Source organism: Xanthomonas theicola (assembly GCF_014236795.1).
Lineage (GTDB): Bacteria > Pseudomonadota > Gammaproteobacteria > Xanthomonadales > Xanthomonadaceae > Xanthomonas_A > Xanthomonas_A theicola.
The window spans coordinates 4,246,743-4,270,463 of the sequence record NZ_CP049017.1; the positions used below are offsets into that span (position 1 = coordinate 4,246,743).

The 23,721-nt window shown below is 68.2% G+C and carries 17 protein-coding genes and 4 pseudogenes; 7 read left to right on the top strand and 14 right to left on the bottom strand.

All coding sequences use genetic code 11. The annotated features are described in order from the left end of the window. The first annotated feature begins 22 nt into the window (after positions 1–22). The 3 genes from G4Q83_RS19880 to G4Q83_RS22690 all read left to right on the top strand — a co-directional run bounded on the left by G4Q83_RS19880 (position 23) and on the right by G4Q83_RS22690 (position 7,610). Positions 23–3,256, top strand: a complete 3,234-nt coding sequence (locus tag G4Q83_RS19880; RefSeq protein ID WP_128420936.1) for an efflux RND transporter permease subunit — start codon at positions 23–25, stop codon at positions 3,254–3,256. 142 nt (positions 3,257–3,398) lie between these two features. Next, the gene (locus G4Q83_RS19885; RefSeq protein ID WP_128420935.1) at positions 3,399–6,500 is read left to right on the top strand and encodes an efflux RND transporter permease subunit; all 3,102 of its coding nucleotides are present in this window, start codon (positions 3,399–3,401) and stop codon (positions 6,498–6,500) included. A gap of 579 nt (positions 6,501–7,079) precedes the next feature. Then, complete coding sequence (locus G4Q83_RS22690; protein ID WP_211288317.1) at positions 7,080–7,610, top strand: hypothetical protein; 531 nt, start codon at positions 7,080–7,082, stop codon at positions 7,608–7,610. A 148-nt stretch (positions 7,611–7,758) separates the two neighbouring features. Here G4Q83_RS22690 and hglS read toward each other — a convergent pair whose 3' ends face one another. Both hglS and G4Q83_RS19900 read right to left on the bottom strand, forming a co-directional pair. After that, complete coding sequence (gene hglS, locus G4Q83_RS19895; RefSeq protein ID WP_128420934.1) at positions 7,759–9,144, bottom strand: 2-oxoadipate dioxygenase/decarboxylase HglS; 1,386 nt, start codon at positions 9,142–9,144, stop codon at positions 7,759–7,761. 449 nt (positions 9,145–9,593) lie between these two features. Beyond that, complete coding sequence (locus G4Q83_RS19900; protein ID WP_128420933.1) at positions 9,594–10,136, bottom strand: hypothetical protein; 543 nt, start codon at positions 10,134–10,136, stop codon at positions 9,594–9,596. A 282-nt stretch (positions 10,137–10,418) separates the two neighbouring features. Between G4Q83_RS19900 and G4Q83_RS19905 the strand changes: the two genes are divergently transcribed. Next, a complete protein-coding gene (locus tag G4Q83_RS19905; protein WP_128422000.1) occupies positions 10,419–11,357 on the top strand; it encodes an IS1595 family transposase in 939 nt (312 codons plus the stop codon). Here the strand turns inward: G4Q83_RS19905 and G4Q83_RS19910 are convergent. The 6 genes and pseudogenes from G4Q83_RS19910 to G4Q83_RS19935 all read right to left on the bottom strand — a co-directional run bounded on the left by G4Q83_RS19910 (position 11,341) and on the right by G4Q83_RS19935 (position 16,333). Continuing rightward, positions 11,341–12,139, bottom strand: a pseudogene (locus tag G4Q83_RS19910) (HAD family hydrolase). The gene G4Q83_RS19905 and the pseudogene G4Q83_RS19910 overlap by 17 nt on opposite strands. A gap of 22 nt (positions 12,140–12,161) precedes the next feature. Continuing rightward, a complete protein-coding gene (locus tag G4Q83_RS19915) occupies positions 12,162–12,554 on the bottom strand; it encodes an EF-hand domain-containing protein (protein ID WP_128421887.1) in 393 nt (130 codons plus the stop codon). 197 nt (positions 12,555–12,751) lie between these two features. Next, positions 12,752–13,108: an EF-hand domain-containing protein gene (locus G4Q83_RS19920; protein WP_128421886.1), complete on the bottom strand. Its 357-nt coding sequence runs from the start codon at positions 13,106–13,108 to the stop codon at positions 12,752–12,754. 233 nt (positions 13,109–13,341) lie between these two features. Further along, positions 13,342–13,731 carry a hypothetical protein gene (locus tag G4Q83_RS19925; protein ID WP_128421885.1) on the bottom strand — a complete coding sequence of 130 codons (390 nt, stop codon included), beginning with the start codon at positions 13,729–13,731 and terminating at the stop codon, positions 13,342–13,344. A gap of 223 nt (positions 13,732–13,954) precedes the next feature. Continuing rightward, positions 13,955–14,917, bottom strand: coding sequence for an IS5 family transposase (locus G4Q83_RS19930; protein ID WP_128421884.1), 963 nt, complete (start codon positions 14,915–14,917; stop codon positions 13,955–13,957). A 73-nt stretch (positions 14,918–14,990) separates the two neighbouring features. Next, a pseudogene (locus G4Q83_RS19935) lies at positions 14,991–16,333 on the bottom strand (IS701 family transposase). Here G4Q83_RS19935 and G4Q83_RS19940 point away from each other — a divergent pair. Next, a pseudogene (locus tag G4Q83_RS19940) lies at positions 16,330–16,464 on the top strand (DUF924 family protein); the annotation flags it as partial. The pseudogenes G4Q83_RS19935 and G4Q83_RS19940 overlap by 4 nt on opposite strands. A gap of 151 nt (positions 16,465–16,615) precedes the next feature. Here the strand turns inward: G4Q83_RS19940 and grxD are convergent. After that, positions 16,616–17,542 carry a Grx4 family monothiol glutaredoxin gene (gene grxD, locus G4Q83_RS19945; protein WP_128421748.1) on the bottom strand — a complete coding sequence of 309 codons (927 nt, stop codon included), beginning with the start codon at positions 17,540–17,542 and terminating at the stop codon, positions 16,616–16,618. 45 nt (positions 17,543–17,587) lie between these two features. On the opposite strand from grxD, the gene G4Q83_RS19950 reads away from it, so the two are divergent. Further along, complete coding sequence (locus G4Q83_RS19950; RefSeq protein WP_185817270.1) at positions 17,588–18,379, top strand: polysaccharide deacetylase family protein; 792 nt, start codon at positions 17,588–17,590, stop codon at positions 18,377–18,379. A 53-nt stretch (positions 18,380–18,432) separates the two neighbouring features. Here G4Q83_RS19950 and G4Q83_RS19955 read toward each other — a convergent pair whose 3' ends face one another. The 3 genes and pseudogenes from G4Q83_RS19955 to G4Q83_RS19965 form a co-directional block, all read right to left on the bottom strand. Further along, positions 18,433–18,624: a hypothetical protein gene (locus G4Q83_RS19955; protein WP_128421746.1), complete on the bottom strand. Its 192-nt coding sequence runs from the start codon at positions 18,622–18,624 to the stop codon at positions 18,433–18,435. Positions 18,625–18,805: 181 nt separating this feature from the next. After that, positions 18,806–19,477 carry a methyltransferase domain-containing protein gene (locus tag G4Q83_RS19960; RefSeq protein WP_128421745.1) on the bottom strand — a complete coding sequence of 224 codons (672 nt, stop codon included), beginning with the start codon at positions 19,475–19,477 and terminating at the stop codon, positions 18,806–18,808. 167 nt (positions 19,478–19,644) lie between these two features. After that, a pseudogene (locus G4Q83_RS19965) lies at positions 19,645–19,760 on the bottom strand (Grx4 family monothiol glutaredoxin); the annotation flags it as partial. 472 nt (positions 19,761–20,232) lie between these two features. Here G4Q83_RS19965 and G4Q83_RS19970 point away from each other — a divergent pair. After that, positions 20,233–21,162, top strand: coding sequence for a hypothetical protein (locus tag G4Q83_RS19970; RefSeq protein ID WP_128421744.1), 930 nt, complete (start codon positions 20,233–20,235; stop codon positions 21,160–21,162). Positions 21,163–21,394: 232 nt separating this feature from the next. On the opposite strand, the gene G4Q83_RS19975 is transcribed toward G4Q83_RS19970, so the two are convergent. Both G4Q83_RS19975 and G4Q83_RS19980 read right to left on the bottom strand, forming a co-directional pair. After that, positions 21,395–22,018 carry an SGNH/GDSL hydrolase family protein gene (locus G4Q83_RS19975; protein ID WP_386272762.1) on the bottom strand — a complete coding sequence of 208 codons (624 nt, stop codon included), beginning with the start codon at positions 22,016–22,018 and terminating at the stop codon, positions 21,395–21,397. Between the two features lie 237 nt (positions 22,019–22,255). Then, a complete protein-coding gene (locus tag G4Q83_RS19980) occupies positions 22,256–23,530 on the bottom strand; it encodes an aminotransferase class I/II-fold pyridoxal phosphate-dependent enzyme (RefSeq protein ID WP_128421742.1) in 1,275 nt (424 codons plus the stop codon). Between the last annotated feature and the right edge of the window lie 191 nt (positions 23,531–23,721).

A 23,721-nucleotide genomic window follows, 5' to 3' on the forward strand; every position in this document is an offset into this window, starting at 1 on the left:
ACTTCCGAGCAAGGACACCCCCGTGGGCTTTTCGACGATCTTCATCCGCCGCCCGATCGCCACCACCTTGCTGATGGCCGGCGTGCTGCTGCTCGGCATCCTCGGCTACCGGCAACTGCCGGTGTCGGCGCTGCCGGAGATCGACGCGCCCAGCCTGGTGGTCACCACCCAGTATCCCGGCGCCAACGCCAGCACCATGGCCTCGCTGGTGACCACGCCGCTGGAGCGGCAGCTGGGACAGATCTCCGGCCTGCAGATGATGACCTCCGACTCGTCGGCGGGCCTGTCCACGATCGTCCTGCAGTTCGCGATGGACTGCGACATCGACATCGCCGCGCAGGACGTGCAGGCGGCGATCCGCCAGTCCACACTGCCCTCGTCGCTGCCCTACCAGCCGGTCTACAACCGGGTGAACCCGGCCGACGCGGCGATCCTGACCCTCAAGCTCAGCTCCGACACGCTGCCGCTGCGCGAGGTCAACAACTACGCCGACTCGATCCTGGCGCAGCGCCTGTCGCAGGTGCCCGGCGTGGGCCTGGTGTCGATCGCCGGCAACGTGCGCCCGGCCGTGCGCATCCAGGTCAACCCGGCGCAGCTGTCGAACATGGGCCTGACCATGGAGGCGCTGCGCAGCGCGCTGACCGAGACCAACGTCAATGCGCCCAAGGGCTCGCTCAACGGCAAGACCCAGTCCTACAGCATCGGCACCAACGACCAGCTGTCCAGCGCCGCCGACTACCGCGACACCATCGTCAGCTACAAGAACGGCGCGCCGGTGCGGCTGGCGGACGTGGCGCAGGTGGTGGACGGGGTGGAGAACGACCAGCTGGCGGCCTGGGCCGACGGCAAGCCGGCGGTGCTGCTGGAGGTGCGCCGCCAGCCCGGCGCCAACATCGTGCAGACGGTGGAGCAGATCCGCGCGATCCTGCCGCAGTTGCAGGCGGTGCTGCCCAGCGGCGTGCGCCTGGACGTGTTCTCCGACCGCACCGAGACCATCCGCGCCTCGGTGCACGAGGTCAAGTTCACCCTGATCCTGACCATCGGCCTGGTGGTGGCGGTGATCTTCGTGTTCCTGCGTCGGTTGTGGGCCACGATCATCCCGTCGGTGGCGGTGCCGCTGTCGCTGGCCGGCACCTTCGCGGTGATGGCCTTCGCCGGCATGTCGCTGGACAACCTGTCGCTGATGGCGCTGGTGGTGGCCACCGGTTTCGTGGTCGACGATGCGATCGTGATGATCGAGAACATCGTGCGCTACATCGAGCAGGGCAAGAGCGGGCGCGAGGCGGCGGAGATCGGCGCCAAGCAGATCGGCTTCACCGTGCTGTCGCTGACCGTGTCGCTGGTGGCGGTGTTCCTGCCGCTGCTGCTGATGCCTGGCGTCACCGGCCGCCTGTTCCACGAGTTCGCCTGGGTGCTGTCGATCGCGGTGACGATCTCGATGCTGGTGTCGCTGACGCTGACGCCGATGATGTGCGCCTACCTGCTCAAGCCCGATGCGCTGCCCGAGGGCGAGGACGCGCACGAGCGCGCGGCCGCGGCCGGCAAGACCACCGTGTGGACGCGCACCGTGGCGCTGTACGAACGCACCCTGGACTGGGTGCTGGGCCACCAGCCGCTGACGCTGGCGGTGGCGGTGGCGGCGGTGGCGCTGACCGTGGTGCTGTACGTGGCGATCCCCAAGGGCCTGCTGCCCGAGCAGGACACCGGCCTGATCACCGGCGTGGTGCAGGCCGACCAGAACGTGGCGTTCCCGCAGATGCAGCAACGCACCCAGGCCGTGGCCGAGGCGCTGCGCCGGGATCCGGCGGTGACCGGGGTGGCCGCGTTCATCGGCGCCGGCTCGATGAATCCCACCCTCAACCAGGGCCAGCTGAGCATCGTGCTGAAGACCCGCGCCGACCGCGACGGCCTGGACGACGTGCTGCCGCGGCTGCAGAAGGCGGTGGCCGGGCTGCCGGGCGTGGCGCTGTACCTGAAGCCGGTGCAGGACGTGACCCTGGACACGCGCGTGGCCGCCACCGAGTACCAGTATTCGCTGTCGGACGTGGACAGCGCCGAGCTGGCGGTGCAGGGCGCACGCCTGACCGAGGCACTGCGCAAGCGCCCGGAACTGGCCGACGTGGACAACAACCTGGCCAACCAGGGCCGCGCGCTGGAACTGACGGTGGACCGCGACAAGGCCAGCGCGCTCGGCGTGCCGATGCAGACCATCGACGACACCTTGTACGACGCCTTCGGCCAACGCCAGATCTCCACCATCTTCACCCAGCTCAACCAGTACCGCGTGGTGCTGGAAGTGGCGCCGCAGTTCCGCACCAGCACCGCGCTGCTGCACCAGTTGGCGGTGGCCAGCAACGGCAGCGGCGCGCTGACCGCCAGCAACGCCACCAGTTTCGGCCAGACCACCTCCAGCAACTCGTCCACCGCCACCGGCATCGGCAACCAGAACACCGGCATCGCCGTCGGCGGCGGCGGTACCGTGCCGCTGGCCGCGCTGGCCTCGGCCCGGGTCGCGACCACGCCGCTGGTGGTCAGCCACCAGCAGCAGCTGCCCGCGGTGACCGTGTCGTTCAACCTGGCGCCGGGCTACTCGCTGTCGCAGGCGGTGGCGGCGATCGAGCGGACCAGCGAGCAGTTGCTGCTGCCGCCGCAGCTGCATGCCGAATTCATCGGCAAGGCCGCCGAATTCACCGGCAGCCAGACCGACGTGGTGTGGCTGCTGCTGGCCTCGGTGGTGCTGATCTACATCGTGCTCGGCGTGCTCTACGAGAGCTACATCCATCCGCTGACGATCATCTCCACGCTGCCGCCGGCCGGCGTCGGCGCGCTGCTGGCGCTGATGCTGTGCGGGCTGAGCCTGTCGGTGGACGGCATCGTCGGCATCGTGCTGCTGATCGGCATCGTCAAGAAGAACGCGATCATGATGATCGACTTCGCGATCGACGCGCGCCGCGAGGGCGCCGATGCGCACCAGGCGATCCGCCGCGCCTGCCTGCTGCGCTTCCGCCCGATCATGATGACCACCGCTGCGGCGATGCTCGGTGCGCTGCCGCTGGCGCTGGGCAGCGGCATCGGCTCGGAACTGCGGCGGCCGCTGGGCATCGCCATCGTCGGCGGCCTGCTGCTGTCGCAGCTGGTCACGCTGTACACCACCCCGGTGATCTACCTGTACATGGAACGCTTCTCCGAGCGGCTGCGGGCGTATCGCGAGCGCCGCGCGGCGCGGCATGGAACGGCGGCGGAGCGGCCGGCATGAGTGGTCGGGACTGGGGACTGGGGACTGGGGACTCGCAAGGCGCCTGTAGTCTTTCGAGAACGCCGGACGGCTCGCTCAAGCGAGTGCCGCAGAGGGGCGCCGCTTTCCGGGTCCGGGGTCCCGAGTCCCGGGTCCCGACCCCATGAACCTCTCGGCCCCTTTCATCCGCCGTCCGATCGGCACCGCCCTGTTGGCCATCGGCCTGTTCGTGATCGGCATGATGTGCTACCTGCGGCTCGGCGTGGCGCCGCTGCCGAACATTTCGATCCCGGTGATCTTCGTGCAGGCCAGCCAGGCCGGCGCCGATGCCTCGACGATGGCGGCCACGGTCACCGCGCCGCTGGAACGGCACCTGGGCCAGCTGCCCGGCATCGACAACATGCGTTCCTCCAGTTCGGAGGGCAACAGCCAGGTCTTCATGGTGTTCCAGAACGACCGCGACATCGACTCGGCGGCGCAGGACGTGCAGACCGCGATCAACGCCGCGCAGGCGGACCTGCCCTCGGGCCTGTCCACGCCGCGCTACCAGAAGGCCAATCCCAACGACGATCCGGTCATCGCCATCGCGCTGACCTCGGACACGCAATCGGCCGACGAGCTGTACAACGTCGCCGACTCGCTGCTGGCGCAGCGCCTGCGCCAGATCGCCGGCGTGGCCTCGGTCGACATCGGCGGCGCCTCCACGCCCGCGGTGCGGGTCGACGTGAACCTGCGTGCGCTCAACGCGATGGGGCTGACCCCGGACGACCTGCGCAACGCGGTGCGCGCGGCCAACGTGACCTCGCCCACCGGCTTCCTCAGCGACGGCAGTTCCACCACCGCCATCGTCGCCAACGACGCGGTGGCCAAGGCCGCCGACTTCGGCCAGTTGGTGATCTCGCAGCAGCAGGGCCGCACCGTGCGCCTGCGCGACGTGGCCAACGTCTACGATGGCCAGCAGGACGCCTACCAGGCGGCCTGGTTCGGCGGCAAGCCGGCGGTGGTGATGTACGTGTTCACCCGCGCCGGCGCCAACATCGTGGAGACGGTGGACCGGGTCAAGGCGCAGATCCCGATGCTGCGCGGCTACCTGCAGCCGGGCACCAGAATGTCCGCCTACTTCGACCGCACCCCCACCATCCGCGCCTCGTTGAACGAGGTGCAGGCCACGCTGCTGATCAGCCTGGCGATGGTGGTGCTGACCATGGCGCTGTTCCTGCGCCGGCTGGCGCCGACGCTGATCGCCGCGGCCACCGTGCCGCTGTCGCTGGCCGGCGCGGCGCTGGCGATGTACGTGATGGGTTTCACCCTCAACAACCTGAGCCTGCTGGCGCTGGTGATCGCGATCGGCTTCGTGGTCGACGACGCGATCGTGGTGATCGAGAACATCATGCGCCACCTCGACGAAGGCATGTCGCGGCTGGACGCGGCGCTGTCCGGCGCGCGCGAGATCGGCTTCACCATCGTTTCGATCACCGCCTCGCTGGTGGCGGTGTTCATCCCGATCCTGTTCGCCAGCGGCATGATCGGCGCGTTCTTCCGCGAGTTCACCGTGACCCTGGTCGCGGCGATCTGCGTCTCGGCGGTGGTCTCGCTGACCCTGACCCCGGCGCTGTGCAGCCGCTTCCTGTCCGCGCATGCCGAACCGGAGCGGCCCGGCCGTTTCGGCGCATGGCTGGAGCGCGGGCACGCCGGCATGCTGCGCGTGTACACGGTGGCGCTGGACTTCTCGCTGCGGCATGCGCTGCTGCTGGCGCTGACCCCGCTGCTGCTGATCGCCGCCACGGTGTTCCTGGCCGGCGCGGTGAAGAAGGGCTCGTTCCCGGCGCAGGACACCGGCCTGATCTGGGGCCGCGCCAGTTCCAGCGCCACGGTGTCCTTCGCCGACATGGTCAACCGCCAGCGCCGCATCACCGACATGCTGATGTCCGATCCGGCGGTGAAGATCGTCGGCGCGCGCCTGGGCAGCAGCCGCCAGGGCTCCAGCGCCAGCTTCAACATCGAGCTCAAGCGCCACGACGAGGGCCGCACCGAGACCACCGCGCAGGTGCTGTCGCGGCTCAGCGCCAAGGCCGACCGCTACCCGGACCTGCAACTGCGCCTGCGCGCGATCCAGGACCTGCCCAGCGACGGCGGCGGCGGCACCAGCCAGGGTGCGCAGTACCGTGTCTCGCTGCAGGGCAACGACAACGCGCAGCTGCAGGAATGGCTGCCCAAGCTGCAGGCGGCGCTGAAACAGAACCCGAAACTGCGCGACGTCGGCACCGACGTGGACACCGCCGGCCTGCGCCAGAACATCGTCATCGACCGCGCCCAGGCCGCGCGCCTGGGCGTGTCGATCGGCGCGATCGACGGCGCGCTGTACGGCGCGTTCGGCCAGCGCCAGATCTCCACGATCTATTCGGACCTCAACCAGTACAGCGTGGTGGTCAACGCGTTGCCCGAGCAGACCGCCACGCCGGCGGCGCTGGACCGGATCAACGTCCCCACGCGCAGCGGCGCGATGGTGCCGCTGACCGCCGTGGCGCGCCAGGTGCCGGGCCTGGCGCCGCCGCAGATCACCCATCAGAACCAGTACACGACGATGGACCTGAGCTACAACCTGGCGCCCGGGGTGAGCACCGGCGAAGGCGACGCGATCATCAAGGCCACCGTCGCCGGCCTGCGCATGCCCGGCGACATCCGCATCGCCGACGGTGGCGGCTTCAACACGCAGTTGCAGCCGAACTCGATGCTGATCCTGGTGCTGGCGGCGATCGTGGTGGTCTACATCGTGCTGGGCATGCTGTACGAAAGCCTGGTGCACCCGGTGACGATCCTGTCCACGTTGCCGGCAGCGGGCATGGGCGCGCTGCTCGCGCTGTGGGTCACCGGCACCGAACTGTCGGTGATCTCGATGATCGCGCTGGTGTTGCTGATCGGCATCGTCAAGAAGAACGCGATCATGATGATCGACTTCGCGCTGGTTGCCGAACGGCAACACGGCAAGTCGCCGCTGGACGCGGTGCGCGAGGCCTGCGTGGTGCGCTTCCGCCCGATCATGATGACCACGATGGTGGCGATCCTGGCAGCGGTGCCGCTGGCGGTGGGACTGGGCGAAGGCTCGGAACTGCGCCGCCCGCTGGGCATCGCGATGATCGGCGGCCTGTTGATCTCGCAGAGCCTGACCCTGCTCAGCACCCCGGCGCTGTACGTGATCTTCTCCTGCCTGCGCGAGCGCTGGCGCGCCGCCGCGCCGCCGCGCGCCTTGCCGCACACACCCTGAGCGTGTCCAACGGCACATAGCGCGCTCGCCGGAGCGGCACGCAGGCGCTGCCGCGCAGCGGCGACACCTGAGATGCGCCCGCCGGCTGTAGCCTCTGGCAGCGGCGCAGCCGTGTGGATGCTCTCGTTGGTTTCCCTTGTTCCCACGATCCGCCGAATCGGGAAGATGGGGGGCGGGGCAGCGATACGCATGCGCGGGCATGGCGGGCGTCACGCCTGTGGTTGCGCCGAGCGGCGCGTTTCACGCGGCGTCGGTGCCGCCACTTGCGGTTGCATGCCAGCCGTCGGCGATGCCCGACCAGCGCCTTGTCGTGGATGGCCGCCATGCGCCCGCGTCGCGATGCGGGAACGCAAGGCCGTCCGCCATCCGATGCCCTGGGCGCTGGGCCGAGCGGAACGAAACGACGTTTCCGCTTTCCGGCGATGCATTCGCAATACGACATGAAAATTCGGCATCCCCACGGGTCGGCCGAGCCGCAAGAACGCATTCTCTCCATCGTGCAGACAAAATGATCCATTTGCACTTTCTTATCGCTCGCACCACGCGTATCAGCGTCACGAATGAAAGAGGATTGAATCGATGAAATCAGGCTCCGTCAGCAGCAGCAACAGCAGCAACAGCGTCCACCCAAGTGGCTGGCATGGAGACGAACACGAGGCTTCGGCATCCGTCAGTTCGCACGAGTCGGCGCCATCATGGCAAGACCGCGTGAATCCATGGTTAGAGAGCCTGTCGCTGGAACGGCCGACCGTGGCGAATCGCCCGGCGCCGGACCATAGGGTCAGGTTCGCGCGTGGTACAGCAGAGAGTTCCGGTAGCGGAAAGGCCACGAAGTCTTCCACGAACCGCGACGTGACTATCCAGGAAAATGCCAACAAAAACGCACAGGTTCTTTATGCTCAGCATAAGGGGGGGACGCTCCCTGAAGAAACGATCGAGCGCTTCAAGTCCGGCGAATATGCGCGGTTCAGCGAGGGCAACCCCAAAGATAGAAAGAAGGAAGGCAAACTGACGCTGAAAGCCTACGCCGCCATGGCAGAGGACGCACGCTCGGACGTGTATGTTCACAAGGCGCACAAGGACAACACCCCGCGCCTGTCGCTGCGATGACGAAGACCCGGGCCAGCCGGTCGCGCTCGGCGAAGCGTCAGGTCCGCCACGCGGGCCCGCCCACTGCATCGCGCACGGCGTCAGTGGGCGGTGCGCGGCACCGACGCATGATCGGGCCGCGCACCGCCGCGCCGGCTGGCATCCCCCATCAGCGCCCGCAGGATCCGTCCAGTCCGCCAGCCAGACTGGCCAACGCGCCACGCTCGATCTGCGCATAGCGTTCGAACTCGTCGTGTACCGCGGCGCCCAGCGCCTGCTCGAACGCGGCGCGGTTGGCGTGCGCGGCGTAGGCACGCTGTTCGCCGCCGCCGAGGTTGGACTGGAAGATGCCTGCGGCGCTGACCGGCAGGAAATCCTCGTAGACGATCGGGTCGGCGCTGGCCAGGCCGTCGGCGATCAAGGCCTCGGCAGGCTTGCCGGCCAGCGCCGCGGCGCCCGCCGCGCGGCCGGCATCGGTCAACGCATAGCGGAAATAGCCCAGGCCCTGGCGGCGCAGCGTGGCGTAGTCGTCGGGGAAATCGGCGAACGCGGCCTGCAGGCGCGCCGCGTAGTCGCCGCCGGCGCTGCCCTCGGCGGCGCGCGCGCGCTCCAGCAGGGCGTCGTACAACGCGCGGCCCTTCGCGGTGAGGGCCAGCCCGCGCTGCTCGATCTCGCCGAAGCGCGCGCTGTGGGTGCCGGCCTCGGCGGCGCCGTCGCCGGCCGGGAAGCGCACCGTTTCCTCCAGCGCCTTGAAGCTGGTCTGGCGCAGCAGGATCGGGCAGCGCCGGCGCGGCGGGCCTTCGATCACCGCCTTGGCGTCGATGCCCCGGCGCAGCATCTCCTCCTGCGCCGCATCGATGTCCAGCGTGCGCGGGGTCAGGTGGTTGATGTGCGGGCCGTGGAAACTGACCACGTCGGCGATCAGCTTGTGCGCATCGCTCAGCGCGCGGTAGGTCGGCAGCGTCACGGTCGCATCGCTGTGCCAGCGGAAGGTCTCCAGCGCTTCGGCGACGAAGCGCTGCGCGTCGGCCTCGCCCAGGCCGCCGTCGCGCTCGCAGCGTTCGATCAGCTGCAGCGCACCATCGGTGAAGATGCGCCGCTGCGCGAGGATCCGCGCGGCCTGCGCACGCAGCGCCGGGTCCTCGATCAGCTCCAGCCGCAACAGCGAGGTGAACACGCGGAACGGATTGCGCGCCAGCGCCGCCGCATCGAGCGGGCGGAACGCGGTGGAATGCACCGGCACGCCGGCCACCGACAGGTCGTAGTAGCCGACCGGATGCATGCCCATCACCGCGAACAGCCGGCGCAGCGTGGCCAGCTCCCCGGCGCTGCCGACGCGGATCGCGCCATGCCGCTCCTGGCCCAGCCGCGCGCGCTCGTCGTTGCGCTGCAACTGCGCGTCCAATGCCGGATCGGCGGCCAGGGTCTCTGCGTTGACCTGCGCCACCAGCTCCATCAGCGTGCCGTACAACGGCACCTCGGCGCGATACATGTCGGACATGGCCTGCGCGAACAGGCTGCGGATGGCATCGGGCGAAACGAAAGCAGTGGTCATCGGGCGATCCAGAGCGGCGGTGGCGCCGGGCAAGGGGTCCGGCAGAACGCCCATTCTCGCGCCGCGGCGGCGGCGCGGCCAGTCGTGCGGCAGATCGCAGCCATGACGAGCGTCCGGGATGAGCGCAATGGGAGCGCGGCGGCCGCGGAAGTCATGGCTGGGATAGATAGACCGAACCGAATCGAGCTGGAAGCGCTATCGGGACTGCAGCGCTGGCCGGCTAGCCGCAAGCCCCTGTGGGAGCGACTTCAGTCGCGACGCGCGGATCTCGTCGTAGACGCACCGAGGCCACGCCAATATCGGGGACCGGCAGGCATCGCTGCTGCGCTCGTCGCGACTGAAGTCGTTCCCACATAAGCACCGCGGGGACGGCTGGACACCTCGGGCATTCAAGCCCGGGGCTTCCATCATCCGCGTCCTGCCGACCGGCCCACTGTACGCCGCCGCCCCTACTGCGCCGCCGCCCGGTCGCGCTGCGCGCGATCGCCGAGCTGGCGGCGCAACAGCGCGTCCAGCGCGATCGGCCGATCCCAGTGGTCGTAGCTGGCGACGATGGCGTGGCGCAGCGCGCGGTAGGTCAGCGAACCGGGCTCGACCTGCAGCGCATTCGCCACGTCGGCCCAGCGCGCCGTCGGGCCGGCCGCCGCCCGCGCGCGCACCACCTCGCGGTACGGCAGCCCCGCGGCCTTGGCCAGGAAGCAAGCGAAATAGATATCGCGCGGCGGCCAGCGGCGCTCGCGCAGCAGCGCCTCGGCATAGCCGCGCGGCAACTGCGCGTAGCGCGCCACTTCGTCGAGGAAGCTGTCCGGGTAGCGCGCGGCGTAGCGGTCGATGTCCAGCAATTGCCGGTCGATCCAGGCATCGCCGCTGCCGGGTGCCTCGGCATGCGCTGCGGCGGCAGCGGGCGGCGGCGCATCCTGCGCCATGGCCACGCCCGCCACGCACAGCGCCAGCGGCAGGATCAGGCAGACGGAGCGCAGGCGGGGCGGCATGGGGCGATTCTGCCGGATGCGGGCAGCGCTGTCAGGCAGGGCCGGACGGCGCTCGCCGATGCGGCAGAAAGATCGCATGGGCTGGCCGGTTGCCTGATGATCGACGCGCATCGCAACGCCGATGCAAGAAGGCCCGCCGCACCACCGCGTGCAACGCCGCGCGCATGGCCGGCGCGAGCCGCCTCCTCCGCCTTACGCCGACCTGATTACCCATCAGTCGCATCCCTTGATTCGGGGCTGGTCAATGCTGCAAGCCGCTGATTCGACAGAGGCGATGCGACGATGGCCAAGAAGAACCTGATCCAGTTCCAGGCGGGCATGAGCCTGCCGGCGTTCCTGCGGTCCTATGGGAACGAAGCGCAATGCCGGCAAGCCGTCTTTGAACAACGGTGGCCGCAAGGCTTCTTTTGCCCAGCGTGTGGACATCGGCGGTCTTGCCAGTTGCACAGCCGCGATCTGCTCCAATGCAATCGCTGCAAACATCAGACCTCCTTGACGCGCGGCACCTTGTTCGCTGATACCAAGCTGCCGTTGCGCACCTGGTTCCTGGCGATCTACCTCCTCAGCCAGCACAAGAACGGCATCTCGGCGTTGGCGCTGCGCCGGCAACTTGGAGTGAGCTACAACACCGCCTGGCTGATCAAACACAAATTGATGCAAGCCATGGTCGAACGCGAAGCCTCCCATCAGTTGAGCGGGGATATACAGGTGGACGACGCCTTTTGGGGCGGAGAGCGCCACGGCGGCGGGGCCGGCCGTGGCAGTCCGGGCAAGACCCCGTTTGTGGCCGCCGTTCAGTGCTCTGCGCAGGGACATCCTGTCGCCATGCGCCTGGATGTGGTGGCCGGTTTTCGCAAGGCCGAACTGACCCGCTGGGCAAGCCGCTATGTCGCCCCAGGCAGTCGCGTTGTTTCCGATGGCCTGAGCTGCTTCCCAGGCGTGGCCCTGGCCGGATGCCACCATACCGCCATCTTCAACCGCGGCCGGCGAGTGCCCACAGAGCCGGCGCTTATCTGGGTCAACACCCTCCTGGGCAACATCAAGAACGCCTTGCATGGCACCTATCACGCCTTGCGCCCAAAGTACCTGCAGCGCTACCTCAGCGAGTTCTGCTATCGCTTCAACCGACGCTTCGACCTGGCCGCCTTGGTGCCACGATTGATCTGCGCCTCCCTCCACACTCCACCGCTGCCCTATCGGATTGCTACGCTGGATGCGTGATGTGGGTAATCAGGTACGCCGAAGCCGCCGGACCCTGGCTGGCCGCATGCCGGTTCAGGTCGGCCACTGCCTGCGGCCAGTCCGCGGCCATGGCCACCTCGCGCAGGCGCGGCGCGTCGGCAGCCAGGCCATGCTCGGCCTCGTGCGCCCAGGTGGTGGCATACGGCGTGTGGATGCCCCAGCCGCCGAGCGCGATCACCGGCTCCACGTCCGAACGCAGCGAGTTGCCGATCATCACGAAACGTTCGGCGCCGATGCCGAACTCGGCCAGGACCTTGGCGTAGGTCCGGGGATCCTTCTCCGACACGATCTCGATGCGGGGGAACAGCGCACCCAGCCCGGATTGCGCGATCTTCGCCTCCTGGTGGAACAGGTCGCCCTTGGTGATCAGCACGACCTCGAACTCGGCGGCGATCGCGGCCACCGCCACGCGCACGCCGGCGATCACCTCCACCGGATGCTGCAGCGTGGCGCGGCCGATCTCGACGATACGCTGCAGGTCGCGCGCGGAAATGCGCGCCTCGGTCAGCTCGATCGCCGCCTCGATCATCGACAGGGTCATGCCTTTGGCGCCGTAGCCGAACACCTTCAGGTTGCGCCGCTCCACCGCCAGCACATGCTGCAGCGTGCCGGCGTCGCGCAGATCGAGGTACTGGCCGAGGAGGGCCTCGAATGCGGCTGCGGCGTCGCGCTAGTAGTCCTTTGCTTTTCCACGAAGTATCGTCGCCGTTGAAGCCGACCAGGGCGATGGCGGAGGAGCGCAGAGCGGTCGCGGTAGGCATCGCGCAAGCATGGCAGCGGCGCTCATTGCGCTGCCGGGTCGCCGGGGCCGGGCGGGTAGTGCGCGTACTCCTCGCGCGACAGCGCGCCGTCGGCATCGGCATCGAACGTGTCGAAGGTTGCGCCCAGCACCGGATCCGCGGCGGCTTCGGCGCGTCCGACACGGCCATTGCGGTCCAGATCCAGCGCGGCGAAGCGGCGCGCGCCTGCCGCGGCGCCGGCGTCGCTGGCAGGCGCCGGCAAGGTCGATGCCGGCGGCGCAGGCAAAGGAGGCAGCGCCGCCGGTGCCGGCGTGGGTGCGGGCGTCGGCAACACGGGTGCAGCAGCATCCTGCTGCGGCGCGGCCATGCCGGTTGCGGCAAGCACGGCCAACAGCGAGACCAGGCACAGGCGCAACGAGCGGCGTGAAGCGATCATGGCACGGCCCCATCGAACAGCGAATCGCTACCCTACACCGCGCAGCGCCGCTACGGTCGCGCCGATCTTGGTTGGACCGCACATAGCGGAAGAGCGGCACTAGGCCGCTCTTCCTTACGGATCCGAATCGGCGCGGCGGCGACCGCAACTGCGGTAACCCCGCGAGAACCCGCAGCAGGCATTTGCCGATTCCTGCGTTACTGGCCGTTGCTGCCGGCCGCTCCGCCCTGCTGCTTGGCCACATACGCCTTGTATTCGTCGGGCGTCAGCTTGCCGTTGTGATCGGCGTCGGCCTGCGAAAAGATCTGACTGAGGCCTGCGTTGACTTGCGCCTCCTGCTTGCTGATAGCGCCATCGCCATCGGTGTCGACATCCGCCCAGGTCTGGCCGCCGCCCGAAGCGCTCGGTTGCGCAGGCTGGCCGGTCGCGCTGGTGGGCGACTGTGCCTGGGTCGCGGCGTCGCTCTGCGCGTCCTGGGCGAAGGCCGGCAAGGCCAGCGCGGCGGCAAGAATGGCGGCGGTACCGATCAGCGGCGTGTGGTGACGAATGTTCATGGCTGGTCTCCAGTTTAGTGTGCTCTCTCGGTTTAAGGCATGCCCGGTCGAACCCGGTGCATGGCCACACCGTGCCGGTGCCAGGCTGAATCCATTCCCTTGCGAAAAGGCGTGCGCAACGCTCCGTTAACCACCGCAGCGAGAACAGGCGCTACAGGCTTTGTTAGCGCTGGGTGAGCATGCGGTAAACTGTTCGTTCGAGGTGTTCGGAACCTGGAAAAAAAGCGTGGGTTTCACACGATTTCGTGCTCGTCGTCGCCGGATTTTCCGCTTGAACGCGAACTGAACGCGACCCACGCGATCGCCACGCCGGCGAGCGCGCCGGACACTTCCAGCACCGTCCGACTGCCCAGTTCGTTCGGATCGTGGATGCTGGCCAGCGCCAACCGCGCGTACAATGGCGACTCCAGGCGCACGATGCCGGTGTAAAACAGGTTCCAGCAATCGATCCCGGCGGACACCGCAACCGCGATCAGGCACGACCAGCCCAGCGCATGGCCTTCGGACCATTGCAACCAACGGCACAGGCGGTGCCACAACGCATAGGTCAGGAACCCGACCGCGAGCGCGATCAGCCCGGCCTCGAGCGAGCCCAGCAGGCCGAAGTGCAGAGGCAGGTTCATTGCGGTGCTTCCAGTTGGCGAGAAGAGCATTCAGTCTAGGGGGTGTGGCTGGTTGTGCGAGTAGATGACCGGTCAGCCGCCTGTTGAGGCAACGCTGACCAATCGCCTGCATCGGCCAGACGGCCTGACGAGATGGCTCAACCGATCCTGGGGAGGCCATTTCTGGCAGTCTCCGCCCCCGTTTTGGCGCTCCGGGCTGGCTTGGCAGCCCCACCGGGCGCCGCTATGCCGCCCACCGGGCGGGCGCCAGGGACAGGTTCGCCGGCCCAAGGGGCACAACGCTGCGGTTGGCATGCTCGTCCAGCCCGCGATAGCGCACCTTGGCAAAGCCCCACAGCCGCTTGACCACGGCAAGCACATGCTCGACCCGGGCGCGGATCCTGGACTGGTTGCGGTTCCGGCTGCGTTCGCCTTCCTCCACGTCTGCCCCCTTGCCCATGCGCTGGTTGGTCAAGTCACCTGCCTGCGGGGCAGGCTCCCGGATCGACGCCTTCTGGCTCGCATAGGCGCTGTCCCCATACACCCGTCGCTCCTGGCCGTGCAACAGGTCCTCCAGCAGGTGTTTGGCGTGCCCATTGGCTGCCGTCACCGCCGCGCCGTGCACCCGACCCGTGCGACTGTCCACGCCGATGTGCATCTTCATCCCGAAGTACCACGGCTGACCCTTGCCGGTTCGATGCATGTCCGGATCTGCTGCCTTGGCCGCGTTCTTGGTCCAACTCGGTGCGCCGATGATCCTCGCATCCACGATCGTGCCCGTGCCCACCTTCACGCCACGCGCCTGCAACGGCGCATTGACCTCGGCAAACAGATCCGCGCCCAGTTCGTGTTTCTCCCACAGCCCTCCGAACTTCAACAGCGTCCTCGCATCCGGCGCCCGCTCCCGGCCCAGGTCGATCCCCACCAACCCACGCCATCCCGTGCCGTCCAGCAGGGCTTCCTCGCAGGCCTGGTCGGCCAGGTTGAACCAGGGCTGCGCCAAGGACATCCGCAACATCCGCTCCAAGCCCGCCGGCGGGCGGCCCTTGCCCGCCTTGGGGGAAGACGGCTCGATCACCGCACACAGCACCGACCAAGGGACGAGCTGCTCCCTCGTGTGCAAAAACAGCTCTCGACGCGGCGGGCGGCGATAGTGCTCGAACCCGCTGCCTTGATCGGCCGCCATTGCCAACGCCTGCTGTTTCATGAAGCACTCCCGACAAAGCCGGGATGTCCCAATCTTCGCAGCCAACAGGGACTTTTTCAGCGTCGCCTTAGTTTTACTGTGTCACTAAATCCGCAGATATGGATGCATGCCGTCGAGCAGCGTTGCTCCGATTTCGATGGCGATCATCCAGCGCAGTGTCGCGATCGAGTCGGCCACATGGCGCTGGGCGCGTGACAGTCGCACCGCGCGGGCGGTCATTTTCGGATAAGGCAGGTTGCGCGCATCGTGGCGGTTTTTTTGATGCGCTCCGCGCAAGTGTTCGGCCACCAGAAACCCATAGGCGGCGATGCACAGCGTGGCGTGATGGTGGAAGCCGCGCCAACCACGACCCTCGTCATGGTCCAAACCGAACTCCTGTTTCAACTCCTGGTCATCGCGTTCGATCCGCCAGCGGGCCTTGACCGTGTTCACCAGCACCTTGCGCGGCGTGCTGGCTGGCGGATGGGACAGGAAGTAGCGGGTCGGTTTGGCTTCGCCCTTGGGTCATTCGATCAACCGCCATTCTTCCTGGCGCAAACGATCGCCCTGTGCCGCACGCACCCGCACGGCCGCAAAATGGCCTGACAACGGCGCGTTGCTGCCTTCCCGCCACGACACCGTTCTGAAGGCGCCAGAAGGCAACGACACGGCCAACGCCTCTACCGACAGTGGCTGGCGATCGGCTGTACGCAGATGACGCCCCGCAGGACGGCCTTTGCCTTTCCATGGCGCCGGCGGTTCGGGCGTGATGCCCGGTGGCCAGACCTTCACGCGCGAAACGATGCCGACCGCGTCGTCCAGCGTCAAGGCTGCCAACGCATCGCGCCAGGCGGTGTTGCTGCCATAAGCCGCATCGGCCGGCACCGTGCCGCGCCACACCGGCGGCATCGGCCGCTTTCATCTGCGCCAGCGCCAGCTCCGGCTTGGTGGCAAACGCCACGTCTTCGGGAACTCCCGCCTTCTCCCGCCGGGCCGTCGCGGCGGCCCAGGTCTCGGGCAGGTACAGGCCGAAGGCGATGGGCGCCCTCGCCACCGGCCTCGCCAGCGACACGCTCACCGCCACCTGGCAATTGTCCTGCTTGCCAAGCTCACCGCCGCACTACTGGCGGGCCACCCCGACCGAATGCCGCCCCTTCATTGCGAAAACCGGTGTCGTCCACGATCCAGTACACCTCGCCCTTCAAGTCCATCCGCCACGACACGTACTCCCGTACCCGTGCCAACACGGCTTCATCGGACCATTGCGACTTGGCCACACGAAGTTGTACAAGGCTCGATGCCGGGGGCGCGCACCCGCAGCGGATCCAGATGCGCGGCCAACGACTCCACGCTCTTGCGCTCCAGCGGCAGCATCAACCCACTGCAATCGCCGCGCAATCCTGCTTCACGATCGGCATGACCAAGGGCAGTGCACAACGCATCGGGCGGTGCGCCACGAGGACGCGATCCAGCGCTTCGGCCGCTTCCCGCACCGCAGCCCGGCGCTGGGGCGCGAGACCACCCAGGAGGAACGCGAGTTCCTGGATGCCGATGGCTTCGCCGGCTGAGCGACGGCGGCCCACAGTTCCTCGTAGGAGCGGCTTTCAGTCGCGACCGGTGTTGTCGGTGCGCCCGGTCGCGGCTGATGGCCCGAGGCCATCCAGGGCCGCTCCTACGGGGTGCGTGACCACGCTCGCCACGCCGCAATGCGGCGCCGGCTCAGTACTTCGGCACGCTGCCGTCCACATCGTCGGCCCAGGCGTCGATGCCGCCGGCCACGTTGTGCACGTGGGTGAAGCCGAGCGCGCGGAACTGCTCGGCCGTCTGCGCGCTGCGCCCGCCGTGGTGGCACAGGAACGCCAGCGCAGTGTCCTTCGGCAGCGCTTCCAACTGCGCGCGCTGGTCGCCGTCCAGGGTGCGGAACGGCACGTTCACCGCGGCGCGCGCGCGCTCTTCCGGCGGGCGCACGTCCACCAGGATCAAGCCGCCGGCGCGCACCCGGTCGTCGGCGTCGCGTGGGCCGAGGTCCTGCACCGGCTTGGGCGCGTTCGGATTGTCGATCGCCAGGCCGCGGCCGCGCAGGTCGTCGACCCAGTCGATGGTGATGCCGCCGGCGCGGCGCGCGCTGGCCGGGTCGAACTGCACGCGCAGGCCGTTGGACTCGGCAGCGATGGCGTTGGGGTCGGTCGGCAGCAGCTGGAAGTTTGGCTGGAACTGCGCGTCGATCGCCAGCGCCAGGGTCGCGCCCGGGGCGTCGGCCAGCGCGCCGCGCAGCATGTCCGCGGCGGCGTCGGTGATGGTGATCGACGGCGGCGTGCGGTCTGGCGCTTCCACGCCGAGCAGCGCGCTCAGCTCGCCGCTGCCGGCCATCTGCAGGATGATGTCGCTGCCGCCGACCAGTTCGCCGTCCACGTACAGCTGCGGGATCGTCGGCCAGTCGCCGTAGATCTTGATGCCTTCGCGGATGTCCTGGTCGGCCAGCACGTTGACGTGGGCGAAGTCGACACCCAGTTCGTTCAACGCGCCCACCGCCTTGGCGGAGAAACCGCACTGCGGCATGCCCGGCTGGCCTTTCATGAACAGCACGACGCGGTTGGAACTGAGCAGCGTTTCGATGCGGGAACGCAGGGCGGGATCGAGGGACATGGCGGTGATTTCGGTCGCTGAGTCGGACCGGCCATTCTACGCCGCATGGCATCATGGGGCATGACAGTTCCGGCAACGCTGCATCGCATCCCCCGCCACCCGTACCGCTGGCTGCCCTGGGCACTGGCTTCGCAGGCGCTGGTCGCCGCGTGCTGGTGGGCCTGGGGCTGGCGGATCGGGCTGCCGGCGTTGCTGATGTCGCATGCCGCCTTCGTGCTGCCGGTGTTCCTGCCGCGGGCGCGGCTGTACGCCCCGGTGCTCAGCCGCCTGCCCGGCACCGCGCCGCGGGTCTGGCTGACCATCGACGACGGCCCCTCAGACGACACCGCGACGATCCTGGACCTGCTCGACCGCCACCGGGCCAAGGCCAGCTTCTTCCTGGTCGGCGCGCGCGCCGCCGCGCGCCCGGCGCTGGTACGCGAGATCGTGCGCCGCGGCCACGGCATCGGCAACCACAGCCAGACCCATCCGCAGGCCTGGTTCTGGGCGCTGGGGCCGTGGCGCATGGCCCGCGAGATCGGCCAGGCGCAGCAGACGCTGGCGGCCATCGCCGGCACCGCGCCGCGCTGGTACCGCTCGGTGGTGGGCATGACCAACCCCTTCGTCGCCGCGCCATTGCGCCGCCATGGCCTGGCCCGGGTCGCCTGGAGCGCGCGCGGCTTCGACGGCGTGGCCTGCGATCCCTGCGCCTGCGTGGCGCGCATCGTGCGCGGCCTCGCGCCCGGGGCGATCGTGCTGCTGCACGAGGGTGCGGCGCACGGCCACAACGTGGCGATCGTGGAGGGGGTGCTGCGGGCGTTGCACGAGCGCGGCCTGGCCGCGACGCTGCCGCACTGACGCGGGCGCCGGCGCGGCGTCGCGCTGCATGTCGCGGCTCGGGCCGAATGCGATCAACACCAAGCCGCCGAGCAGCCCGGCCGGCGAGAACACCAGTCCGAGCCGGCCTTACCGCTTCTTGCGGTCGCGCTGGAACAGGCTGCCGATGCCATCGCCGCCACGGCCAGCACGCCGATGATGGCCACGAACATCAGCAGCCCGATCAGCATCGGGCTGGGCGCGTCTTCGTCGAGGCTGCCTGGCATGTGGTTGACCAGGACGCGGCCAGCGCGATCAGGCCGAGCATGAACGCGCCGATCCCGCGGCCCCAGTCTTTTTTCCCGAAGCGATCCGCATGGTGCGGTTCCGGTGGCGACGGGTTCCGGTGAAGACGATGCGGCGTGCGCGGTGGCGCGATGCGGGGGAGGCAAGGCCGCCGCGGCGGCGTCAGCGCGGCTCGGCCACGATCAGCCAGTTGTTGAACGGCGTATTGCCGTACAGCGGCGCGAACGTGGCGCGCAGCCCGGCCGCGTCGAGCTGGGCGTGCAGGCCGTCGCGGGTGGGATAGCACTTGGGCACTTCCTGCATCCAGCCGGTCAGGTGCGCGAGCACGTCGGCGACGCGGCTGGTGCGGCTGCGGCCGCTGGCGTCGCCCAGGGCGCTGCGGATCACCAGCCTGGCGCCGGGCGTGAGCATCTTCGCCACGCTGCGGACCAGGCTGGCCTGCATGGCGGCGTCGAGATACTGCAGCACGTCCAGGATCGCGACGCTGCCGCTGTGCTCGGGCCAGCCCTGGCCCAGATCGGTCACCTCGAAGCGGGTGCCGGGCAGGCCGCTGCGCGTGGCGATGCGGGTCGCGCGGCGGATCTTCGCCGCGTCGATGTCCACGCCGTGGTAGCGCTGGTGCTGGCCGTCGGCGCGCAGCGCATGGGCGAGCAGGCCCAGGCCGCAGCCCAGGTCCAGCACCGCCGTGCCGGCGCCGCGCAGCGCGGCGAGCACGCCCGGGTACAGCGGATCGGTGCGCAGCTTGGTGCGGGTGTAGTAGTAGTCGTAGCGGTTGCCGAGCGGATGCGCGGGCAGGAAGGCGCGGGCGATGGCCCGCGCTTGCGGCCGGCTCATGGGCTGGATGGTGCGGGCGTCGCGCAATGTCGGTCCTTGGCAGCGGGGCGTCGTATGCCCGCTAGGCTAACGCATCGCGCGCCGCAGGCAACAGCAGGCCGGTCCAGCGCGCATGCCTCGCCGCGGAGGATGCAAGCCGTCGGCGGCGAGGCATGCGGCGATGTCGACGCCTTGGCGGAGAAGCCGCACTGCGGCATGCTCGGCTGGTCTTTCATGTACAGCACGACGCGATTGCAGCCGAGCAACGTTCGATGCGGAAACGCAAGGCGGGATCGAGGGACATGGCAGTGATTTCGCTCGCTGAGTCGGACCGGCCGTTCTACGCCGAGTGGACCCATGGGGCATGACAGTTCCGGAAACGCTGCATCGCGGCCCCGCCGCGACGTCCCTGCCGCTGGCTGCCCCGGTCGCTGGCCGGGCAGGCCTTTCACGACGAGCTGCTGCACGTGGAGTTGACTGAACGGGCTGCCGGCGCTGCTCGCTTCGCATGCCGCGTTGGTCCTGACGGTGTGTCGCCGCGCCCGACCGTACGCCCCGTGCTCAACCACCTGCCCGGCACCGCGCCGCAGGCATCGGCCCGGTTCCGACGAAGCCATGCCAATAGGGATGGAATTTCTCCAGGTCGAGGACCTTGATTCGCTTAAATAAATTTCACGGCGAGCCCCGATAAAAATCATGATGTCCGAAATATGCAAGTCATTTCCCGTGCATCGCGTCATATTATTTGGGGTATTGTTGAATTGTAGAGGCCAGGTATGCTTACTTTCAAAGCGGGGAGCTTGTTATCCGATTATTGGGGTATCTTGAGAATTTCGAGCCCGGACGTGATCACTCCGTGCCAAGCAGGAGGAGATCGTGGTGGTCGGCTGGGCAAGAGGATCACTGGCGTCGAAAGCTCATTCGTCAAGTTGAACGGCCTCGGGAATTCTGATGGCGAAAAACCTGACTCGAATGACGCCAGGCTATACCCACAGCGCCAGCAGTTGTCCGGACGGCTGACTAGAGCGGCGACCGGGTCGACGGAAGAAAGAAAAATCCGTATGCCGGGGATGGAAGAAAAATTGAAAGTCCCCCCTGCTGCCAGCGTCGCCTGTGTGCTCTGGATGCCTGATCCGGCAATTGCAAACGACCTGAAGTCGCCCGGGCTGGTCATGGCGGTCATGAAGGCTTTTGAGGCGACGAAGAAAAAAGAAATCCTCATGCCAGAGACGAAAGGAACATCAAAAAAGCCCGCTGCTGCCGGTGTTGTCGGTGCGCTCGCGACGCCTGATCCGGCAAATGGAAATGACCTCAAGTCTCCCAGGCCGGTACGGGAAGCCATGAAGATGGTGGCGCTGAAAGAGGCGTTCAGATCCAGAATCGATGCGGCAGTGAAGATTGGAGTCGGTTTGGAGAGATACGTGGCGGAGTTCAAGCGCGACGTGGAATATTTGCAGGGGTGTAATGACGTTATAAAAGAAGATCTTGCTCCACATGTGATGCGTGAAAAAATACTTCCATGGATAAGTGAGAAGAAGGATGCGCTTGAAAAGTTGAATTCGGACTTTGCTGAGTTCATCGAACAGGGGGCTTTTCCTGAAAATTCCAGGAGTGTGGTGACTCCGCTGGCCATGACTTTCGAAAAGACAGTGTCGAACTTGAATAGAAAAATGGATGAGCTGGTCGACGCATCTCCGGGCCATTGAATAGCACCGACCTTTGGATCGGCTAACAAAACTACTGCCGCTTCCCGGGCGAGCGGGTGCGGCGCTTGCCATCTCCATGGACCACTCAGGCACCCCGGATTCCTGTGCGCCAGACGTACCCGCCTGACAGGCGGCTGGGGCGTTTTGTTGGCCGCTCTACAAACACAGCGGGATTGGCGTCTCTAAACCCGGCCGCTGCCCAGGGCCGGGGGCAGCGCCGCGACACGCGCCGTCAGCGCGGACGCAAGGCGCGGCGGGCTGCGGGCAACGCCAATGCGCTCCAGCCGGCATACATTGCGCTGGACGGATGCAGCGCGTCGCCCGCCAGCATCCCAGCGTCGTGGCCGTGGGCGCGGCTGCAGGGCGTGATGTCGACGAAGGCGACGCCAAGCGCGGCGCAGGCCTTGGCCGCCACGGCATTGAAGGCGTCGATCTCGCTGCCGGTGCGGACCGGATCGCGGCCCTGCGCGCGGGCGAACGGGGTGACGCCCCAGTCCGGGATCGACAACACCAGTACGCGTCCGCCACGCCCGCCGGCGAAGCCGACGGCACGCGCCAGCAGTGCGGAAAACCGCGCGCGATACTCGCCCAGCGCCCTGCCGCGGTATTGATCGTTGACGCCGATCAGCAGGCTCACGAGATCGAACGGAGGCCGTGGTGCCGCGGCGTCGATGCCGGCGTCCAGTTCGTCGGTGGTCCAGCCGGTGGCGGCGACGATCTGCGGGTCGTCCAGCGCCATGCCCTCGGCGCGCAGGGCCTGGGCCAGTTGCAGCGGCCAGCGGCCGGACGCCGGCACGCCTTCGCCGATGGTGTAGGAGTCGCCCAGGGCGAGGTAGCGCCGTTTCATCGCAGTCATGGCAAGTGGGCAGGCGCGGCACGGCAGGACAACTCCCTTCGCTGCGCGCCGCCGCTCATACAGGCTGGGGATTCACAGGCAAAGGCAGGCGGCGGGACATTGGCCGTTCCCGGCGGGCGCGGGCGTGGCCGAGGCGATCGCGATCAGGGCGTTCCAAGGCCAGCGATGACGTTGGCAAGCCGCAGCCCGGAACGATGACACGCCCCGCGGCCGGCGCGCACGGCGTGGGCCGTGGACTCATGCCGCCGACTGCTTGCGTTTGAGCGGCACGATCTTGGTATTGGCCTCGGCGCGGCGCGCCAGCACCCGGTCGATGCGCGCGAACACTTCGCGCATCACCGATGCGTCCGGCAGCAAGGTCACGCGGAAGTGGTGGCGGTAGGGCACGTTGAAGCTGGAACCGGGCACCACCAGCACACCCTCGTCGTTCATCAGCTCCAGGGCGAAATCGTGGTCGTCGACGTTGCGCGCCGCCGCGCCGACCACCGCCGGGAACGCGTACAGCGCGCCAGCCGGCGGCACCAGCGCCAGGTGCTCGCTGGCCGCGCAGGCTTCGATCACCGCGCGGCGGGTCTCGTACAGGCGCCCGCCCGGCGCGCACAGCGGCGAGATCGTGTCCGGGCCGTTGACCGCGGCATCGATCGCGTACTGCCCCGGCACGTTCGCGCACAGACGCAGCGCGCCGAGCAGGTCCATGGCGTTGCGGAACTCGGTGACGCGCTCGGCGGCGCCGGACAGCAGCGCCCAGCCCACCCGCCAGCCGCAGGCGCGGTGCACCTTGCTCAGGCCGCCGAAACTGATGCACGGCTGCTCGCCGGCCAGCGGCGCGACCGGCACGAAGCCGGCGCCGTCGTAGAGCACCTGGTCGTAGATCTCGTCGACCATCAACAGCAGGTTGTGCTTGGCCGCGATCGCCACGATCTTCTCCAGCAGCGCGCACGAATAGCTGGCGCCGCTGGGATTGTTGGGATTGATCAGCACGATCGCGCGGGTGCGCGAGGACACCAGCGTCTCGATCTCCACCGGGTCGGGCTGGAAGCCGTTCTCCGGCGCGCAGCGGTAGTACACCGGGCGGCCGTCGTTGAGGATGGTGGCGGCCGACCACAGCGGATAGTCGGGCGACGGCACCAGCACCTCGTCGCCGGGATTGAGCAGGGCGCGCAGCGACAGGTCGATCAACTCGCTGACCCCGTTGCCGATGAAGATCCGGTCCGGGTGCGCGTCCGGGTGCTGGCGCCGCGCATAGGCCGCGGCGATCGCCTCGCGCGCCTCCGGCAGGCCCTGCTGGTGGGTATAAGGATCGGTGCGGCCCATGTCGTCGGCGATCGCGCGTTGCAGGTGCTCGGGCGCGCGGAACCCGAACGCGCCGGGATTGCCGATGTTGAGTTTGATCAGCTTGCGTCCCTGCGCCTCCAGCTCCCGGGCGCGCCGCGCCAATTCGCCGCGGATCTCGTAGCGGACTTCGGACAGGCGTTCGCGGATGGCGAGCGGCTTCAGCGGAGCGGTGGACATCGGGCGGGCCGGGACGGGGCGTGGAGCCGGCATGGTAGCGGAAATGCGGCATTGCGGCAGACGGTTCGCCCTTGCTGGCAGGGCGCCTGCCGCGCGCAACGGTGCCTGCGTATTCAGGCAAGAGCGCAGGTCTTATGCTGAAAAATCATAAGCAATCGGGCTGGAAACCGCTTGACAGTCATCTTCCTCGC

What these genes read in the sequence shown, in the direction of transcription:
- G4Q83_RS19885 (WP_128420935.1), top strand. Translation starts at nt 3,399, where the DNA reads ATGAACCTCTCGGCCCCTTTCATCCGCCGTCCGATCGGCACCGCCCTG.
- G4Q83_RS22690 (WP_211288317.1), top strand. Translation starts at nt 7,080, where the DNA reads ATGAAATCAGGCTCCGTCAGCAGCAGCAACAGCAGCAACAGCGTCCAC.
- hglS (WP_128420934.1), bottom strand. Translation starts at nt 9,144, where the DNA reads ATGACCACTGCTTTCGTTTCGCCCGATGCCATCCGCAGCCTGTTCGCG.
- G4Q83_RS19900 (WP_128420933.1), bottom strand. Translation starts at nt 10,136, where the DNA reads ATGCCGCCCCGCCTGCGCTCCGTCTGCCTGATCCTGCCGCTGGCGCTG.
- G4Q83_RS19905 (WP_128422000.1), top strand. Translation starts at nt 10,419, where the DNA reads ATGGCCAAGAAGAACCTGATCCAGTTCCAGGCGGGCATGAGCCTGCCG.
- G4Q83_RS19915 (WP_128421887.1), bottom strand. Translation starts at nt 12,554, where the DNA reads ATGATCGCTTCACGCCGCTCGTTGCGCCTGTGCCTGGTCTCGCTGTTG.
- G4Q83_RS19920 (WP_128421886.1), bottom strand. Translation starts at nt 13,108, where the DNA reads ATGAACATTCGTCACCACACGCCGCTGATCGGTACCGCCGCCATTCTT.
- G4Q83_RS19925 (WP_128421885.1), bottom strand. Translation starts at nt 13,731, where the DNA reads ATGAACCTGCCTCTGCACTTCGGCCTGCTGGGCTCGCTCGAGGCCGGG.
- G4Q83_RS19930 (WP_128421884.1), bottom strand. Translation starts at nt 14,917, where the DNA reads ATGAAACAGCAGGCGTTGGCAATGGCGGCCGATCAAGGCAGCGGGTTC.
- grxD (WP_128421748.1), bottom strand. Translation starts at nt 17,542, where the DNA reads ATGTCCCTCGATCCCGCCCTGCGTTCCCGCATCGAAACGCTGCTCAGT.
- G4Q83_RS19950 (WP_185817270.1), top strand. Translation starts at nt 17,588, where the DNA reads ATGGCATCATGGGGCATGACAGTTCCGGCAACGCTGCATCGCATCCCC.
- G4Q83_RS19955 (WP_128421746.1), bottom strand. Translation starts at nt 18,624, where the DNA reads ATGCCAGGCAGCCTCGACGAAGACGCGCCCAGCCCGATGCTGATCGGG.
- G4Q83_RS19960 (WP_128421745.1), bottom strand. Translation starts at nt 19,477, where the DNA reads ATGAGCCGGCCGCAAGCGCGGGCCATCGCCCGCGCCTTCCTGCCCGCG.
- G4Q83_RS19970 (WP_128421744.1), top strand. Translation starts at nt 20,233, where the DNA reads ATGCTTACTTTCAAAGCGGGGAGCTTGTTATCCGATTATTGGGGTATC.
- G4Q83_RS19975 (WP_386272762.1), bottom strand. Translation starts at nt 22,018, where the DNA reads ATGACTGCGATGAAACGGCGCTACCTCGCCCTGGGCGACTCCTACACC.
- G4Q83_RS19980 (WP_128421742.1), bottom strand. Translation starts at nt 23,530, where the DNA reads ATGTCCACCGCTCCGCTGAAGCCGCTCGCCATCCGCGAACGCCTGTCC.